The organism is Microcella putealis (assembly GCF_004216575.1).
Taxonomy (GTDB): Bacteria; Actinomycetota; Actinomycetes; order Actinomycetales; family Microbacteriaceae; genus Microcella; species Microcella putealis.
In genome coordinates, this window is sequence record NZ_SGWW01000003.1 from 213,503 (window position 1) to 229,166 (window position 15,664).

At 69.7% G+C, this 15,664-nt stretch carries 10 protein-coding genes and 1 tRNA gene; 5 read left to right on the forward strand and 6 right to left on the reverse strand.

Going from position 1 to position 15,664, the window contains the following annotated elements:
- Positions 1-61 precede the first annotated feature (61 nt).
- Together EV141_RS08470 and EV141_RS08475 are read left to right on the forward strand one after the other, a co-directional pair.
- Positions 62-145: transfer RNA gene (locus tag EV141_RS08470), tRNA-Leu, on the forward strand.
- 249 nt (positions 146-394) lie between these two features.
- On the forward strand, positions 395-3,958 hold the full coding sequence (locus EV141_RS08475) for a hypothetical protein (RefSeq protein ID WP_130485528.1): 3,564 nt from the start codon (positions 395-397) through the stop codon (positions 3,956-3,958).
- Here EV141_RS08475 and EV141_RS08480 read toward each other — a convergent pair.
- Positions 3,955-4,905 carry a Brp/Blh family beta-carotene 15,15'-dioxygenase gene (locus EV141_RS08480; RefSeq protein WP_130485529.1) on the reverse strand — a complete coding sequence of 317 codons (951 nt, stop codon included), beginning with the start codon at positions 4,903-4,905 and terminating at the stop codon, positions 3,955-3,957. The genes EV141_RS08475 and EV141_RS08480 overlap by 4 nt on opposite strands.
- Positions 4,902-6,248 (reverse strand): lycopene cyclase family protein, encoded by a 1,347-nt coding sequence (locus EV141_RS08485; protein WP_157985533.1) that lies wholly within the window; start codon positions 6,246-6,248, stop codon positions 4,902-4,904. The genes EV141_RS08480 and EV141_RS08485 overlap by 4 nt, the downstream gene beginning before the upstream one ends.
- Positions 6,249-6,399: 151 nt before the next feature.
- On the opposite strand from EV141_RS08485, the gene EV141_RS08490 reads away from it, so the two are divergent.
- The 3 genes from EV141_RS08490 (at position 6,400) to EV141_RS08500 (ending at position 10,152) form a co-directional block, all read left to right on the forward strand.
- Positions 6,400-6,759 carry a heavy-metal-associated domain-containing protein gene (locus tag EV141_RS08490; RefSeq protein ID WP_130485531.1) on the forward strand — a complete coding sequence of 120 codons (360 nt, stop codon included), beginning with the start codon at positions 6,400-6,402 and terminating at the stop codon, positions 6,757-6,759.
- Positions 6,760-6,959: 200 nt separating this feature from the next.
- A complete protein-coding gene (locus tag EV141_RS08495) occupies positions 6,960-7,841 on the forward strand; it encodes a WD40/YVTN/BNR-like repeat-containing protein (RefSeq protein ID WP_130485532.1) in 882 nt (293 codons plus the stop codon).
- A gap of 46 nt (positions 7,842-7,887) precedes the next feature.
- Entirely contained in the window at positions 7,888-10,152 is a 2,265-nt protein-coding gene (locus tag EV141_RS08500) for a heavy metal translocating P-type ATPase (RefSeq protein ID WP_130485533.1), read from the forward strand.
- A gap of 21 nt (positions 10,153-10,173) precedes the next feature.
- On the opposite strand, the gene EV141_RS08505 is transcribed toward EV141_RS08500, so the two are convergent.
- From EV141_RS08505 to EV141_RS08520, 4 genes are all read right to left on the reverse strand, one after another.
- Positions 10,174-11,367, reverse strand: a complete 1,194-nt coding sequence (locus tag EV141_RS08505; protein ID WP_241969187.1) for a glycoside hydrolase family 26 protein — start codon at positions 11,365-11,367, stop codon at positions 10,174-10,176.
- Positions 11,368-11,439: 72 nt separating this feature from the next.
- Entirely contained in the window at positions 11,440-13,200 is a 1,761-nt protein-coding gene (locus EV141_RS08510; RefSeq protein WP_130485534.1) for an FAD-dependent oxidoreductase, read from the reverse strand.
- A 5-nt stretch (positions 13,201-13,205) separates the two neighbouring features.
- Positions 13,206-14,903, reverse strand: coding sequence for an aldehyde dehydrogenase family protein (locus EV141_RS08515; RefSeq protein ID WP_130485535.1), 1,698 nt, complete (start codon positions 14,901-14,903; stop codon positions 13,206-13,208).
- A gap of 76 nt (positions 14,904-14,979) precedes the next feature.
- The gene (locus EV141_RS08520; protein ID WP_130485536.1) at positions 14,980-15,657 is read right to left on the reverse strand and encodes an HAD hydrolase-like protein; all 678 of its coding nucleotides are present in this window, start codon (positions 15,655-15,657) and stop codon (positions 14,980-14,982) included.
- Between the last annotated feature and the right edge of the window lie 7 nt (positions 15,658-15,664).

Consider the following 15,664-nt stretch of genomic DNA (forward strand, 5'->3'; position numbering starts at 1 on the left):
AGGCGAGGGGTGCCCGCTGTGATAATCTCGCCAGGTTGATGGCGCAGTGATGCGCCGTCTCGCGCGAGTGGCGGAATTGGCAGACGCGCTGGCTTCAGGTGCCAGTGCCCGCAAGGGCGTGGGGGTTCAAGTCCCCCCTCGCGCACGAGTAACCGTCTCGATCAGCTCTGATCGGGGCGGTTTCGTCGTTTCTGGGCTTTTTTCGCGGGCCCGTGTTCGCAATACGAATAGACGTGAAGCGTTTTCGCCCTTTACCCCGATACGGGGGGGCATACGTGAACCGCGTTCGTCACTAGCGTCACGAGCACCCTCGCTGCCATGCACCGCAGGGCGGGCCGTACCCGGAAACGTACCCCGCACATCCCGACCCGAGGGCTCACCCGAGGAGCAACCGATGGATGCTGTCATGTCCCACCCGGCGGGAGGGCGGATGCGCGCATCGCTCTCCGCCGGACTCGCCACTGTTCTCGTTGGCTCGGGCCTCGTGCTCGCGCCGAGCGCCGCCACGGGGTTGCCCGCCGAGCGGCCGAACTCCCTGAACTTCACGGCGAACGAACTCGATTTCGTGATTCCCGCGGGCGTCATATCGGTCGAGGCGATCGTCAACGGCGGCGCAGGCGCCAATGGGGTTGCGACCGGCGAAGCACTGCAGACACCGGTCGCCGGACGGGGCGACTACGGCATCGAGCTTCGCGGGACGCTGGATCTTGTCGGAGGTGACACGGTCGACATCTTCGTGGGCCAAGACGCTGTCGCCGAGCAGGGAGGTAGTGGATACACCGCCGGTGGTGACGGTGGTGTGCCGATCAACTCAACGTTGGCACGCGGCGGTGGCGGCGGTGGCTCGAGCGCACTTGTCGTCGACTCGTCGCCTCTCGTTATTGCAGCCGGTGGTGGCGGTGGCGGCGGTGCGTACGGTGAGGACCAATTCGACGGTGAAAGCACAGTGGCGCGGTTCTCAGTCGGTGGCAACGCCGGACCCGGAGACACAGCCGCACAGGACGGCTTTGATCTCATCGGCGGTGAGTACTTCTTCGTGAGCCAGCGAACGGACGAAGCCGTCGACACCGTGGGCAACGGTCAGGACGGACGGGGCGGTGACTTCGCAGGCGGTGGCGGCGGTGGTGCGGGCGCTGCGGACGTCGTCTCGGAACGCCGTACCGGCGGCGACGCGCGGGATGGCGCTGGCGCTGGGGGCGACGGCGGCAACAGCCTGGTACCCTCCGGGTGGCAGGTGGGTTTTGCCTACGTCACTGATGGTGTGACGCTTTCCTTCACCTACGCTGACGACACCCAGCTCAGCGCGCAAGTGCGCAGTCACACGCTCGATGGCGAGCCTGTCATCTTCGACGGCGACGACATTGTCGTCGACGCGACGGTCACCAACCTCACGGAGGGCGGGCCGACTCCCACGGGCACCGTCGAGGCTCGCTACAGCGAGAACGATCAGGACCCTTTTGCCACGGCCGAACTTGTCGGCGGCCATGCGACGATTCGCATCGACTCGGCGAGGGCGGACGGGTCCGTGGAAGAGATCTCCTTGAGTTATGAGCCGGACAGCATCGCGTTCAACGACACCGCAAGTGTTCGACTCACTGCCGAGGATGAGATCGCTGTGTCGCCCCGCCCGGTGTTCCTTCTTGCTGCGCCGCTGCCGGCTCAGACCGTCAGAGTTGGTGAACCCGTCACGGTCGCGGTCGTCGCCGTAGGACTGTCGTGTTCAGCCTTGGTGACGCGAGTGACCGGCGCCGATGAAAACACGTATGGCAACACGGGGTCTCTGCGCAGCCAGTACAACACGTTGGCGTGCGACGACGGGGTCGACGGCATTGAGAACGACGCGGCCAGCTATGAGTCCATCACGGGCGACGTCGACTGGAGCTTCGACAGCGACCAGCTGTCAGGGAGCACTGAGGTCATCAATCAGTCGCCGAGATTCCGCTACTTCCTCGGCGGACATCCGATTGGACAGTATGGATTCGACGCTGAATTCTCGTCGGACTCGTCGGACGGACGGTTCGCAGCTGCGTCGCACAACGTCAATTTGAACGTAGTCGCGAACGACACAACGACGGTCATAGAGAGTGATGTTCCGAACCCCAGAACGTACGGGCAAGGGGTCGGAGTGACCGTGCGTGTGGAGAACGCGTCGGGGCTTACCCATGCCGCGGAGTTCGGTTTCGGCCCTGTGCCGGAATACACAAAGCCAATGTCCGCCCCCGTGCCAACGGGAACGGTGACGATCACCGTCACGGACGCGAGCGGTGAGCAGTTCGTCGAGGACGACATCCCCCTCGACAACCTTGGTTCGGTGGGCGAAGTGTTTTACGGCCTGAGTGCTGGTGAGTACTCGGTCTTCGCGCAGTACACCCCGGACACGAGCGACTTCGTGCTCTCAGAAGCACGGGTGTTCTCCGACGTGCTCGCGGTGCCGACCGTCGTCACCGTCGAGGCCGACTACCCATACACGAGCTACGGCAGTGAGTACGTGACGCTCAACGCGAGCGTCGCAGTGGATAACTTCAGCCCGTGCGGCGGTGAGGTCATCACGGCGTGCAGCGTCGACACGATCGGCGTCCTGGTTCCCGAGGGCGAGCTGGTGTTGAAGCGGGGAACCGACGACGGGTACGTCGAGGTTGCACGCCAGGGCGTCGACGAGTCGGGCAGCGTGAGCTTCCCGCTGGGGTACGCGGATGCGGGCTACTACTCGTGGATGGTGGTGTTCGAGCCGGCGACATTCCCCGTGTTTGGCCCGAGCGAGAACCTGCCCGGCGAGCCGCTGTCGAACTTCGAGTCGAGCGATGCCTACACCTCAACCGAGGTGTACCCCGCGGCGACGACCGTCACCATTGATTCTGGCGAGGGCGACATCGTCTACGGCGATCGACGCGAGGTGACCGCCACCGTCGAGTGGAATGGGCTGCTCGTGACCGGCGTGCTGTCAGAGGCGATGGTCCCGTCCACGGCCGTCGATGCGGTGTTCGCGGCGACCCCCGAGCTCACGCCGGATGGTGTCGTTGAGTTCATGATCGACGGGGTGTCGTTCGGTGTCGCCACGGTGGAGAACGGCGTTGCCTCGGCGACGCTACCTCTGCTCAACGTCAGCGAACGCGAGCTGCAGGTCGAGTACCGCGGCGTCGAGCAGTGGTTGGTCGGCTCGGTCGGAGGCGACGTGACGACCGCCGTCCCCGCCCCGATGCCGGAAGGGAACTTCCTCATCTCGACCGCCGCTGAGTCGATCACGGTGGTGCCGGCCCAGACGTCCATCGTCGCGGTTGTTGACGACGGCGGACTGTTCGGCGAGGACATCGCGGTCGACATCACGGTGCAGAACGCGTCGGGAACCGACCCGGTGCCAAACGGCACGGTGATGATCGCGGGCGAGACGCTCGAGCTCGACGAGACGGGTGCCGCGACGGTGACGCTCGACGGTGAATGGCTCGGCACGGAGGAGTTCGACGCGACCTACGTTCCCGGCGAGCGCGGAGAGGAAGAGGGCTTCGTGCTCCTCGACCTCGCCGAGCCGAACTTCGCCGGCTCGGAGGTCACGATCGAGGCCGAGGTGCTGAGCCCCGAGGGTGAGGTCGCGGCGGGAATCCGTCAGGTGGGCGACCAGGTCACGGCATTTGGGTCGGGGTTCACCCCGAACGGTGACGTGCAGATGACCCTGTTCTCTGACCCGGTCGACCTCGGCATCGCTCAGGCCGATGCGAACGGCGACATCGAGTTCACCTTCTCGATTCCGGCCGGAACGCCGGACGGCATGCACACCCTCGTCATGAGCGACCTGCAGTCGGGCGCGGAGGTGCGACTGCCGATCATGGTGGCTGCCGGACTCGTCGTGACGGGTGTGGACTCCGCCTCGGTGGCGGCACTCGGCGCCCTCGCCACCCTCCTGCTGATCGTCGGTGTCGCGTTCATCGCGCGTCGACGCCGGGAGGTCATCAGCCTCGGCTAACCACCGAGCATCGGTGCTCGGGCGGCGGTTCGCATCTGCGGATCGTCGCCCGAGTGCGTTAACGCTGTGCGAGCATTCCGGATGCGCGCCCGGTCACCCAGCGTCACCACGATCATGTGCGGCACCGTCAGCGCGGCGAGGCCAATGAACACGACCTGAATGAGCCGGTCGTCGAGAGAGCCGCCGCCGCCCGTGCTTGCCAGGAACACGACGGCCGCGATGATCGGCACGATGGTGGCGCCGGCGACGATCGTCACGACCGCGCGACGGGGCAAGACCCCGCGCTCTTCGACGAAGCCCTCCCGCAGGTGCCGCGCCGAGTGCAGCAGGCAGAAGTAGATGATGAAGAACACGAGCGGCGGTGTGGTGAGCGCGAGCGCGACCACGACGACGATTTCGAGGCCGTCGGCAGGGCGCCGCCGTGCCGCGATCGCCCCGGCCACGATCATCCCGACCAGCAGCAGCGGCCCGATCGCGTTCTGCACCATCGCGATGAGCGCGGCATCCGGGCCGGACAGCGTGACGTAGAGCTCGGCGACGGCCGCCTCGTCGGCGAGCGACGGCAGGCTCAGCAAGCCCACGCCGACGAGCAGGCGCAGGGAGATGGGGCCCGAGGTGTTCCAATCCCCGCCGAAGTGGGCGGCCGAGATCAGCAGGAAGGCGACGAGGCTGGCGACGGGCGCAATCAACCAGAGCCCGATGACGGCCGCCGAGATCGCGACGTAGCCCAGGGTGAAGAGGGCGAGGCTGCGCGTCCCCCGCCACAGGCCGAGCCGTCGTGCGACCACCGGGTCGAGGGCGCCGTGGGGCAGACCCAGCACCGCCACCAACACGGTGATGACCGTGATCTGCACCACGATCGGCACCCCCGGATCGGCCAGCAGATACGCGAAGACGGCGATCAGGGCCATCGCCCCGAAGAGCACCGTCTCGACGCGGGGTCTCACGCGACGCGCTCCCGCGGGGCGGATGGTGCCGGTGCAGAAATCGGTGCCGATTCCGGCCGCGCGATCGGCGTCGCAGCGGCACGGTGAGTCGCGACGTGCGGCGCTGCCGCCCGCAGTTCTCGCCGCGCAAGAGTGGCGGTGCGGTCGGGCAGTTGCGCGAGGAACGGTCCGAACGGCAGAGCAAGAATCATGGCCAACAGATCGGATGCGCGGGCGCGGTCGGTGAGGAACCGCGTCAATCGCTCCGGTGCGACGCGCTGACCCAGCCGCAGGAAGAACTCGGGCGTGCGCTCGGGGTGGGCGCGCAACGTTTGCAGGAAGATGCGATCCATCTGGCGGCGCACCCACGGCTCGGCGGGGTGGGCGACGGGGCTGTCGCCGGCGATCATGGCCGCTGCTGCCGCGTCGGCCCACTCGTGGATGCGCGCGAACGCGTATCCGGTGGCCGCGCGCAGCGCTCCGCCGCCATTGCCCGCACGGACGACGCCCGGCACCGGGTGCGCGGTGACGGGGTCGGCCCCCATCGGCAGCACGCCCGACTCGTCGCGCACGACGCGGGCGTCGGCGAGGCCGAGCTCGGCGAGCTCATCGTTCAACTCACGGGCGATTCCGTCGAGGGGCAGCGGCTCGACGCTGAATCGGGTGAGTTCGACCAGCGCCGTCGTGGGGGTGAGGGGCAGAACGTAGGTGAAGGCGAAACCGGCATCGTCGCTGCGCATGCGCGACATCAGGCCCGCCGTTGCCGAATCCAGGGCCCCGGGGCTCGCGTGCAGTGCTCCGCCGTGGTCGACCTCGGCACCCACGAAGCACTGGAAGAGGGTGGCGCGCGTCGACACCGGTCGGGTGTCGACGACGTGACGCGCCGCGACGGTTCCGGCGCTCGTGTGCACGAGCACGCGGGCGGCGTGGCCGTCGACCGGCACAAGGCCGGAATCGCGCGCTGGCTCGACGCCGGTGACCGTAACCCCCAGACGCAGCGACACCGCGGTCGACGCGGCGATGCGGGCCTGCGCGTCGCGGTAGTAGTCGATCGCGCGGATCGACTGGTAGCGGAGGCCGGGCACGCGGTGATCGGCTCGCTCGGCTGCGGAGGATCCGCGGTCGAAGCGCCAGGTGGGCCAGGCGGCGGCGACGATCGCGCTGAGGCGGTGGGTGGGGGGCGCCCAGAAGCTCCACGTTCGGTCGTCGCGGTAGCCGTGGCGAGCATCCACCACCAAGACCGACTGGGCGTAGCCCTGGTCGGCGAGGCGCGACGCGAGGGCGAGGCCCGCGCATCCCGCCCCGATGATGACGGTGTCGACGGCGCGCGGCAGAGCGCGCATGGCGCTGTCGTCGTCGACCACGGGGCCTCCATCGGCGAGAAGAATGCTCTGAGTAGACGCGCGCAAGCCGCGTCGCCGATGGGCGAAAGGTGCGCGCTGGCCGGGCGCTCGCCGGTAATTGTCTGAGTGCGCTGTGTGGTAGTACCCCAGCGGGGTATGCGACACTGGGGACATGAGCACTGACACGACTCCCCGCGAGCCCCTCAACCTTCTTGCCTCGTCGGGTGGCGGCTGCTGCGGCGGCGGCGCCTGCGGGTGCGGCCACGGCGCGGCGAGCGACACTCCTGCCGCGGCGACGGGCGACAGCATTGCCGGCGTCGAGGCATCCTTCCTCGTCAGCGGCATGACCTGCGGCCACTGCGTCGCGAGCGTCACCGAAGAGCTCGGCGCGCTCGACGGCGTCGTCACCGTCAATGTCGACCTGAACGCGCAGGGCGCTTCGCGCGTCACGGTGCAGGCAACGCACCCCATTGAGGCGGATGCTCTGCGCACCGCCATCGCAGACGCCGGCTACGAGATCGTCGGCCGCTAACAACGGCGTGCTCACCCGAGCACGATTTATGCATCTGCGCATACGCGGCGTACCCTCGATCGGTTATGACTTCTCGAAACTGGTCCACTTTTGCGCGCGCGTGTGCCGCCGGCAGTGTCGTCGCGCTCGCGCTGGCCGGCTGTGCGAGCGGAGCTGATGGGGCCGATTCCGCGGTGACTGCCCCCGGCGCAGAAGCGTCGATGGAAGCGGACATGTTGACGGCTCCCGCGGTGCCCACCATCACGGCCCTCGATATCGACGAGATCGCTGGGGTCGTGCGCATCGCGACCGCCTCCGGCGTACTGGAAGCGCCCCTTCCCGCCACGCCGGCCGAGCAGCCCGGCGAGGGCGAGCAGGCTGATGGCGCAGAGCCCGCCGAGGCCGACGTCGCGGAGACGCCCGTTGCCGTCAGCCCACAACTGCTCGGCGACCGAGTCGACCAGGTGAAGTCGTATGAGCGACTGGGAACGCGCATCCTGGTGAGCGGTCACCCCGTCGATGACACTGACGACGAGCACCTGGGTCTGTGGGAGGCCGACGCCGAGACCGGCGAGTGGCAGCCGCTTGCCCTCACCGGCGAGGTCGACTTCCACGCCATGGCGAGCGCGGGCGTGACGCCCGCCGATGGCGTCATCGCCGCGGCGGATTCGGTGACCGGCGCAATTTTCTTCAGCCCCGACGGGGGCGAGTCGTGGCAGAGCGGGGCCGAGCTTGACGCGTCGGCGCTGGCGTTCACGTCTGATGCAGGGGTGTTGCTCGCCGTGACGCCGACTGGGCTTCAGGCGAGCACCGATCGCGGCCAGTCGTTCGCCGCTGTCGACAACGCCCCCGAGCTCACGCTCGTCGCGACGCCGCCCGTCGGAAGCAAGAACTGGCGCATTCTCGGTGCAACCGCGACGGGTGAGCTGTGGCGCAGCGTTGACGGCCTCACGTGGGAGCAGGTGGGCGAGCTGGCATTCGCCCCCGTCGCGATCGCGATCGGCGCCTCCGATGGTGCCATCTACGTCGCTACCGAGACGGCCGTGTCGGTGACAACGGATGGCGGCATCACGCTCACGGCTGTCGTGGACATCATGCCGTAGCCACGTTCTCGGTCAGTACCCCGGAGGGGTATGTCACAATGGGGTCATGACGACCCTTTCCTCCGTGCAGCTTGAGATCGGCGGCATGACGTGCGCCGCCTGCGCCAACCGCGTCGAACGCAGCCTCAACAAGCTTCCCGGCGTCAGCGCGAGCGTCAACTACGCGACCGAGAAGGCGACCGTCACTCCCGCTCCGGATGCCGACGGCGCGTCCAGCGCGGACCTCGCCGCCCTTATTGCGGCCGTCGAAAAGGCGGGGTACACGGCGACGCCGGTGGCCCCGCCGACCGAGCCCCGCGCATCCATGTCGCCGGATGCGGGCGCGAGCGATCCGCTCGCCGCCGCCCGGCAGCGACTCGCGATCGTCGTCGCGCTCACCGTGCCCGTGCTGCTGCTGTCGATGGTGCCGGTGCTGCAGTTCCCGAACTGGCAGTGGCTGGTGCTCGCCCTGGCGGCGCCCGTCGCGGTCTGGGGGGCGTGGCCGTTCCACCGCGCAGCCGTCGTCAACGCGCGGCACGGCGCCGCCACCATGGACACGCTGATCTCCACCGGTGTCGCCGCGGCCTTCCTGTGGAGCCTGTACGCGCTCTTCTTCGGCGAGGCCGGCATGACCGGAATGGTCATGGACCTGCAGTTGTTCGGCAACCCCGACGCCGGCGCGCACGAGATCTACCTCGAGGTCGCGGCGGCCGTTACCGCCTTCATGTTGACCGGCCGCTACCTCGAGGCGAAGGCCAAGCGGGCGAGCGGTGAGGCGCTGCGCGCCCTGCTCGAGCTCGCCGCGACCGACGCGGCGGTGCTGCGCGACGGGGGCGAAGTGCGGATTCCCGCCGCCCAGTTGGTTGTGGGCGACCGCTTCGTGGTGCGCCCCGGCGATACCATCGCCACCGACGGTCTCGTGCGCGACGGCGCGACGGCGATCGACACCTCGGTCATGACGGGCGAGAGCGTGCCCGTCGAGATTGGCGTCGACACCCGCGTCGTCGGCGGCACGGTCAACGTCGGCCCCGGCGTCATCGTCGTCGAGGCAACCCGGGTGGGCGCCGACACCGAGCTCGCCCGCCTCGGGCGTCTCGTCGAAGAGGCCCAGACCGGCAAGGCTCGCGTGCAGCGGCTCGCCGACCGCGTCTCGGGCATTTTCGTGCCCGTCGTCATGGTGCTTTCGCTGGTCGCATTGCTGGGCTGGCTACTCGTGGGCGGCACGGTCGAGCAGGCCTTCACGGCCGCCGTGACGACCCTGATCATCGCGTGCCCCTGCGCGCTCGGCCTCGCCACGCCGACCGCGCTGCTCGTCGGAACGGGGCGCGGCTCGCAGCTCGGAATCCTCATTCGCGGGCCCGAGGTGCTCGAGCAGACGCGACGCGTCGACACCGTCGTGCTCGACAAGACCGGCACCCTCACGAGCGGCCGCATGAGTGTCACCGCGATCGACCCGGCCGCCGGCGTCGCCGAGGCGAGCCTGCTGGGGCGGGCGGCCGCGGCGGAAAGCGGCAGCGTGCATCCGGTCGCCGCGGCGATCATCGCCGCCGCCCGCGAGGCGGGCGTGGCGGCCCCCGAGTCGGAGGGCTTTCAGGCGCACGACGGTGCCGGCGTGAGCGCCGTCGTCGACGGCAGCGCGGTCGCGGTCGGTCGCGCCGGCTGGCTCGCCGAGACATGGTCGGTCGAGATTCCGGATGCGGCACTCGCGTCGATCACGGACCGCGAGTCGGCAGGCATGACCGTCGTCGCGGTCGTGATTGACGGGCAGTTTGCGGGGTCGCTGGCGATCGCCGACGCGGTACGACCGGAGGCCACAGCAACCATCGAACGGTTGCGGGCACTGGGCCTCGAACCCGTGCTGCTCACCGGAGACAACGCCGGAGCCGCCGAACGCGTGGCCGCCGAACTCGGCATCGACGACGTACGCGCGGGCGTCACCCCCGTCGGCAAGCTCGACACCATTCGGGCGCTGCAGGCCGACGGTCGGGTGGTGGCGATGGTCGGCGACGGCGTCAACGACGCGGCGGCGCTCGCCGCGGCTGACCTCGGCATCGCGATGGGCTCGGGCACCGACGCGGCGATGGCGGCCAGCGACCTGACGATCGTCTCGGGCGACCTCGCCCTCGTGCCCGACGCGATTCGCCTCGCCCGGCGCACCCTGCGCACCATCGTGGGCAACCTGTTCTGGGCGTTTGGCTACAACACGGCGGCGATTCCGGTTGCGATGCTGGGCTTGCTCAGCCCTGTGCTCGCGGCGCTCGCGATGGCGGTGTCGAGCCTGTTCGTGCTCGGCAACTCGCTGCGGCTGCGCGGCTTCGCACCCCACCGGTAGCGCCGCGTCGGCGCCCGGCGCTTAGCGGCCGGCGGCGTCAGCGCAGCGGTCGGCGTCGGGCGCGAATCGCACCCACTGCGGCAGCTCGGCGACGAACTGCTGGCGAATGTCGGCGTCGGCCCCCACCCTCCAGTCGACCTCGTCGTCAACCTCGACCTCGTACTTGTTCCACTCGAACCAGTTGATCATCGCCAACTGCGGGAAGCGTTCGGCGGTGTCGGGGCTGAACACCTGACTCCACCACGAGCGCTTGATCTCGAGCGCCCGTTCGGCCGGAGCATCCGAGGTGACAAACGCGGCCGTCTCAGGGATGGCCAGCGGCTTGCCCGCCGTCACGCCGTAGTCGGCGTAAAAGTCAGGAATCGCCGAGTCGTCGCCGCCCGCACCCACGTATGTGCCCGTGAGCTGATCGGCGAACTTGCCGGGCTCGGCCACCTCGTTCTCGCCCCACGGGTGCGTGTCACCCCAGTGGTAGAGCGACATGCCGACCCAGTCGACGACGTCGTCGCCCGGGTAGTACGGGGCGTAGGGGTCGTCGGCCATCGAGAGCACGCCGTCGTCGTCGGTGTCGAGTAGGCGGAAGTCGGGCGAGGTGCGCGTCGACTCGAACTCGCCCCCGGCGAAGGGGTAGCCGCCGCCGTAGTTGGGTGCCCACATCGTGGCAACGCCCGGCGCCCGCTCGTCGAGCGTTTCGGCGACGAGTCGGAACGACTCGCGATACGCGGTCGGCTGCTGCCCCCAGGCGTACCACGAGCCGTTCATCTCGTGGGCGTAGCGCAGGATCACCGGCACCCCGGTATCGCTGATCTCGCCGAGCAGTGCCGCGATGTCGTCGGCAACGTCGGGCGTCACGGCGCCGAGTCCCCCACGCGGTTCGAGCGTGACCAGCAGCGACGAGTTCTCGCCGCGTACCTGGGTGGCGGCGGCGCGGAGGTTGTCGCGATCCTCATCGTCGAAGGGCACGTCGCTGAACACGACCGCGGTCGCCGGTGCCGCGCCCAGCTGATCGGAGAACTCGGCCAGCGTCTCGGAACCCCAGTCGAGGTTCACCCCGACGATCGCCCCGCTCGACGGCACAACACTCGAGGCGTCGACCCGGCACGACGTAAACAGCGTCGTCCCCGGTTCGCGCGTTGACTGGCCCAGGTACGTCGCGCCCACCGTCACCACGGCGAGCAGCGCGATACCGACGATCGCCCCCCGGCGCATGCTCATGCGAAAAACCCCCCCGCACACGACCCTATGTCGCCGGGGCCGTCGGCGGCGGCCCCGCATTCGGGGGAGCGCTTACCGGATGTGCGGGGCGCTCTCTGCGCGGACGGCCGGCATTCCGAGCGCGACCGGCCCGCCGGGCAGGCGCAGCGCCGCCGGCGCGTGCGCGGGCACGACGGGGGAGCGGGGCGCGACGGGGGCGACGGGAACGTAAGCGTCCCCGAGAGCGGGACGCGCATCCGCCTCGCCCTTGTTGGGCCAGAGCGCGAAGGCGCGCTCGGCCTGGGCGGTGATCGTGAGCGAGGGGTTGACGCCGAGGTTCGCCGAGACGGTCGAGCCGTCGACGATGTGCAGGCCCTCGTGGCCGAAGGCGCGGTGGTAGGCGTCGACGACGCCGGTCTCGGGTGCGTCGCCAATGGGGGCGCCGCCGAGGAAGTGCGCCGTCATGGGGACGTTGGCGACCTCGCCCACGCCGGACTCGGGGAAGCCGCGCATGTGTCGCGCCATCAGACGGTAGGCGCGGTTGGCCTCGGGGATCCACGTCGGGTTCGGCTCGCCGTGGCCCTGACGACTGCGCAGGCGCACGCGCCCGCCGCGCTTGCGCGTCGCCGACACCGTCAGCGAGTTGTCACGGCTCTGCATGACGAGCGCCACAATCGAGCGGTTCGACCACGAGCCGATGCCAAAGAGGATCGAGGCGACGCGGCCCGGGTGCCGCACCACCTGGCCGAGCCAGCGCAGCCAGCGCGGGGTGCGCCCGCCGCCGTCGACCATGACCGTGGCGAGCAGAGCCATCAGATTGGAACCGTCACCGTAGCGGCAGGGCTCGATGTGCGTCTGCTCGTCGACGTGAATCGACGAGGTGATCGCGACTCCACGGGTGAAGTCGACATCTTTGCGGTTGCGCCAGCGGGTGGTCGCGCCGCCGAGCGCCTCGGAGTTCGTGCGGGTGAGCTCGCCCAGTCGGTCAGAGAGCTGCGGCAGGTCCCCGTGCACCTTCGCCGCGTGCAGCAGCTGCTGGGTGCCCCAGGCGCCGGCCGCGACGACGACCTGGCCCGCACTGAAGCGCCGCTCGCCGCCCGGCCCGGGCCCCGTCGTGCGGGTCATCAGCTCGTAGCCACCGCCGTCGCGGGGCCGGATGCGCGTCACCGACGTGCGCTCGATCACCTCAGCCCCCGCGCTCTCGGCCAGGTGCAGGTAGTTCTTGACGAGCGTGTTCTTCGCGTTGTGCCGGCACCCGGTCATGCACTCGCCGCACTCGCGGCAGCCCGCCCGCGCCGGGCCGGCGCCGCCGAAGTAGGGGTCGGGGCTTTCGACGCCCGCGCCCTCGCCGAAGAACACACCGACCGGCGTGCGACGGAAGGTGTCGCTGACGCCGAGGTCGGCGGCGACCTTCTGCATGACCTCGTCGGCGGGGGTGATCGTCGGGTTGTCAACCACGCCGAGCATGCGGCTCGCCTGGTCGTAGTAGGGGTCGAGCTCGGCCTTCCAGTCGGTGATGTGCGCCCACTGCCGATCTCGGAAGAACGCATCCGACCGCGGCCGGTACAGCGTGTTCGCGTACACGAGCGAGCCGCCACCGACACCTGCCCCGGCGAGGATGATCACGTCGCCGAGCAGGTGGATGCGCTGGATTCCGAGACAGCCGATCGCGGGCGCCCACAGGAACTTCCGCACGTCCCAACTGGTGTGCGCGAACTCGTCGTCGGCGAAGCGGCGACCGGCCTCGAGAACGGCGACCGAGTATCCCTTCTCGGTCAGGCGCAGCGCGGCGACCGAGCCGCCGAACCCTGACCCGACAACCACGACGTCGTAGTGCCGTTCGGGCGCACCCATCTCGCTCAGCCCTTCCGGTAGCTGTCGATCGCCGCAGCCCCGAGCGGGGCGGCGATCGCCCACGAGTCGATGCCCGCGAAACGCGTGAGCCTGCGGGCCGTGACGTGCGCCGTGCGGTTGTCGACGAACCACAGCGGCGTGGGCCAGAGTCGCCACGGTCCGTACCCCACGGTGCGTTCGACGTGTTCGGGGTCGAGCAGCAGCGCATTGTGTACGACCCCGATGCCGCTGCCGACGTTCTCGATCGTGTGGCCGGGGAAGGCGCCCCAGGTCGCGGCCGGCATGCCGAACAGCGGGCCCACCCAGCTGTTCACGCCGATCGTCCCGTAGTGCAGCTTCGCGATCGCCCACTCGACACGGTTCTCGAGCTCGTCGATCGTGCGCGGGTGAATCACGAGACCGGCGCCGAGCGTGCCCGCGAGCTTCTCGTTGCAGAAGGTGACCGCGGCATCCAGAAAAGAGGCGGGGTCGTCGGCGGGCGCAGCCAGCCGCACGACGCCGAGAACCGGGCCGAAGGCCTCCGTCGTGAACAGGTGCTCGTCGGCGTTCGACGCGTCGAGGTGGTCGACCAGCGTGCGCGGCGCCTCGGGGTCGCCGCCCAGCACGTTCGCGTCGGGGTGCGCGCTGATCGCCGCGAGTTGGCGGTCGGATGCTCCGGGATAGTACGCGCGGCGGGTCGGCGCGTCGCGCAGGTGGTCGCGCAGCGCGTCGACGAACGCGTCGGCCTGCGGCCAGTCGGCGGGGATCACGACGATCTGCGTGGCGACGCAGTTGAAGCCGGAATTGTGCAGGCGCTGGGTGGCCAGGTTGCGGGCGGCCGCGTCGACCTCGTCGTCGGTCCACTCGTCGTCGGGCACCACGATGGCGGGTCCGACGCCGCCGAGCTCGCTGCTGAAGGGCTTGTCGACGAGGCGCTCGCCGGTGGCGCGACGGCGCGCCCCCTCGTCGCCGGTGCCGAAGATGATGGCGTCGTGCGTCGTCTTACTGCCGGTGATGTGCACCGCATCGACATCGGGGTGATGCACGAGGGCCTGGCCGATGTCGGCACCACCGACGGTGATGCGCACGACGTCCATGTCGATGAGGGGCGCGAACGCCTGCTCGAGGGCCTCGGCGATGCGGCCATTCACCGGGTTGAGCTTCACGATGGTGGCGCTCGCCTCGCTGTACAGGGTGCTCAGCACGTCGAGGGCGGGGATGCCGCTGACGTTGCCGGCGCCGAGAACGGCGGTGACGCGGGGTGCGCGGTTCGGGTTGCGCAGCGCGCGGGCGATGCCGTCGCGGGCGGTGTCGAGGTCGACACCGGGGCGCAGCCAGACGTCGGCGCTGAAGCCGGCGAGCACGACGTCTTTCGGAAGGTAAGGGAAGGCGCGCACGGTGATGCGGCCCCCGGGCGCGCCCCCGATCTCGACCTCGTCGAGCGGGCTCTTGCCCTTCTCGACGAGCTTCAGCGTCTTCTCGAGCGCGCTCGTCGCGGTGATCAGCGCGTACGGGCCGCTCGACCACTCTTCGCCCGCGGGAGGCGTGCGCGGGTCGATGTCTTTGACCGCGCAGGCGGCCTCAACCCACTCGGCGGCGACGGCGAGCGTGGCGCTGCGCACCTCGCGCAGCAGGGCGCGCTTGCGGGCGAGCGGCAGGGCGATCCATGCCGCGGCGCCGGCGCGCAGGGTAGTGAGCTCGTCGTCGAGTGCGGGGTCAGACAACGGGGCTCCTCCAGCGCCCAATGGGCGCAGTTCAGCGGTGAACGGTGGGTGTCAGCGTACTCGCGGGCGCTGAGTTTCAGGCGTCGGCGGGGGCGAGGCCGATCAGTTCGCGCAGCTCGGCGACGGTGTCGACGGTGGCGATGGCGTGGTCAAACTCGCCGTCTTGGGCGTAGCCCCAGCTGACCCCGATGGCGGGAATGCCGTGGGCGGCGGAGCCCTCGATGTCGTGGATGCGGTCGCCAATCATCACGGGACGGCTCAGGTCGGCGCCGATCGCCTTCAGACGCACGAGCGCCTCGGCGACGACGTCGGCCTTCGCGCTGCGCACCTCGTCGGCCGATGCGCCGGTGATCACGTCGAAGTGGTGGGCGATGGTGAAGTGTTCGAGCATGAGGGTCGCGGGCGTTTCGGGTTTCGAGGTGGCGAGGCTGAGAGGCAGGGGCGAGGCGCCGATGTCGGCGACGAACAGCCCCATGTCGGGAAACAGCGTCGAGTCGTAGGCACCCTGGTCGAGGTACTGCTGGCGGTACACCTCGAGGGCGCGGGCCTGCTGCTCGTCGTTCATGCCGGCGCGGTCGCGAAACGACTCGAGAATCGGCGGGCCCACCCACGCGAGCAGCTCGGCGTCGCTCGGCACGGGAAGCTCGAGAGCGACGAAGGTGCGCTTCAGGGTGTCGATGATGCCGGGCGCCGAGTCGACGATCGTGCCGTCGAGGTCGAGCAGGATCGCGGTGTACGGGTACGGGGTGCTCACCGCTCGA

What these genes read in the sequence shown, in the direction of transcription:
- EV141_RS08490 (WP_130485531.1), top strand. Translation starts at nt 6,400, where the DNA reads ATGAGCACTGACACGACTCCCCGCGAGCCCCTCAACCTTCTTGCCTCG.
- EV141_RS08475 (WP_130485528.1), top strand. Translation starts at nt 395, where the DNA reads ATGGATGCTGTCATGTCCCACCCGGCGGGAGGGCGGATGCGCGCATCG.
- EV141_RS08495 (WP_130485532.1), top strand. Translation starts at nt 6,960, where the DNA reads ATGGAAGCGGACATGTTGACGGCTCCCGCGGTGCCCACCATCACGGCC.
- EV141_RS08510 (WP_130485534.1), bottom strand. Translation starts at nt 13,200, where the DNA reads ATGGGTGCGCCCGAACGGCACTACGACGTCGTGGTTGTCGGGTCAGGG.
- EV141_RS08500 (WP_130485533.1), top strand. Translation starts at nt 7,888, where the DNA reads ATGACGACCCTTTCCTCCGTGCAGCTTGAGATCGGCGGCATGACGTGC.
- EV141_RS08505 (WP_241969187.1), bottom strand. Translation starts at nt 11,367, where the DNA reads ATGAGCATGCGCCGGGGGGCGATCGTCGGTATCGCGCTGCTCGCCGTG.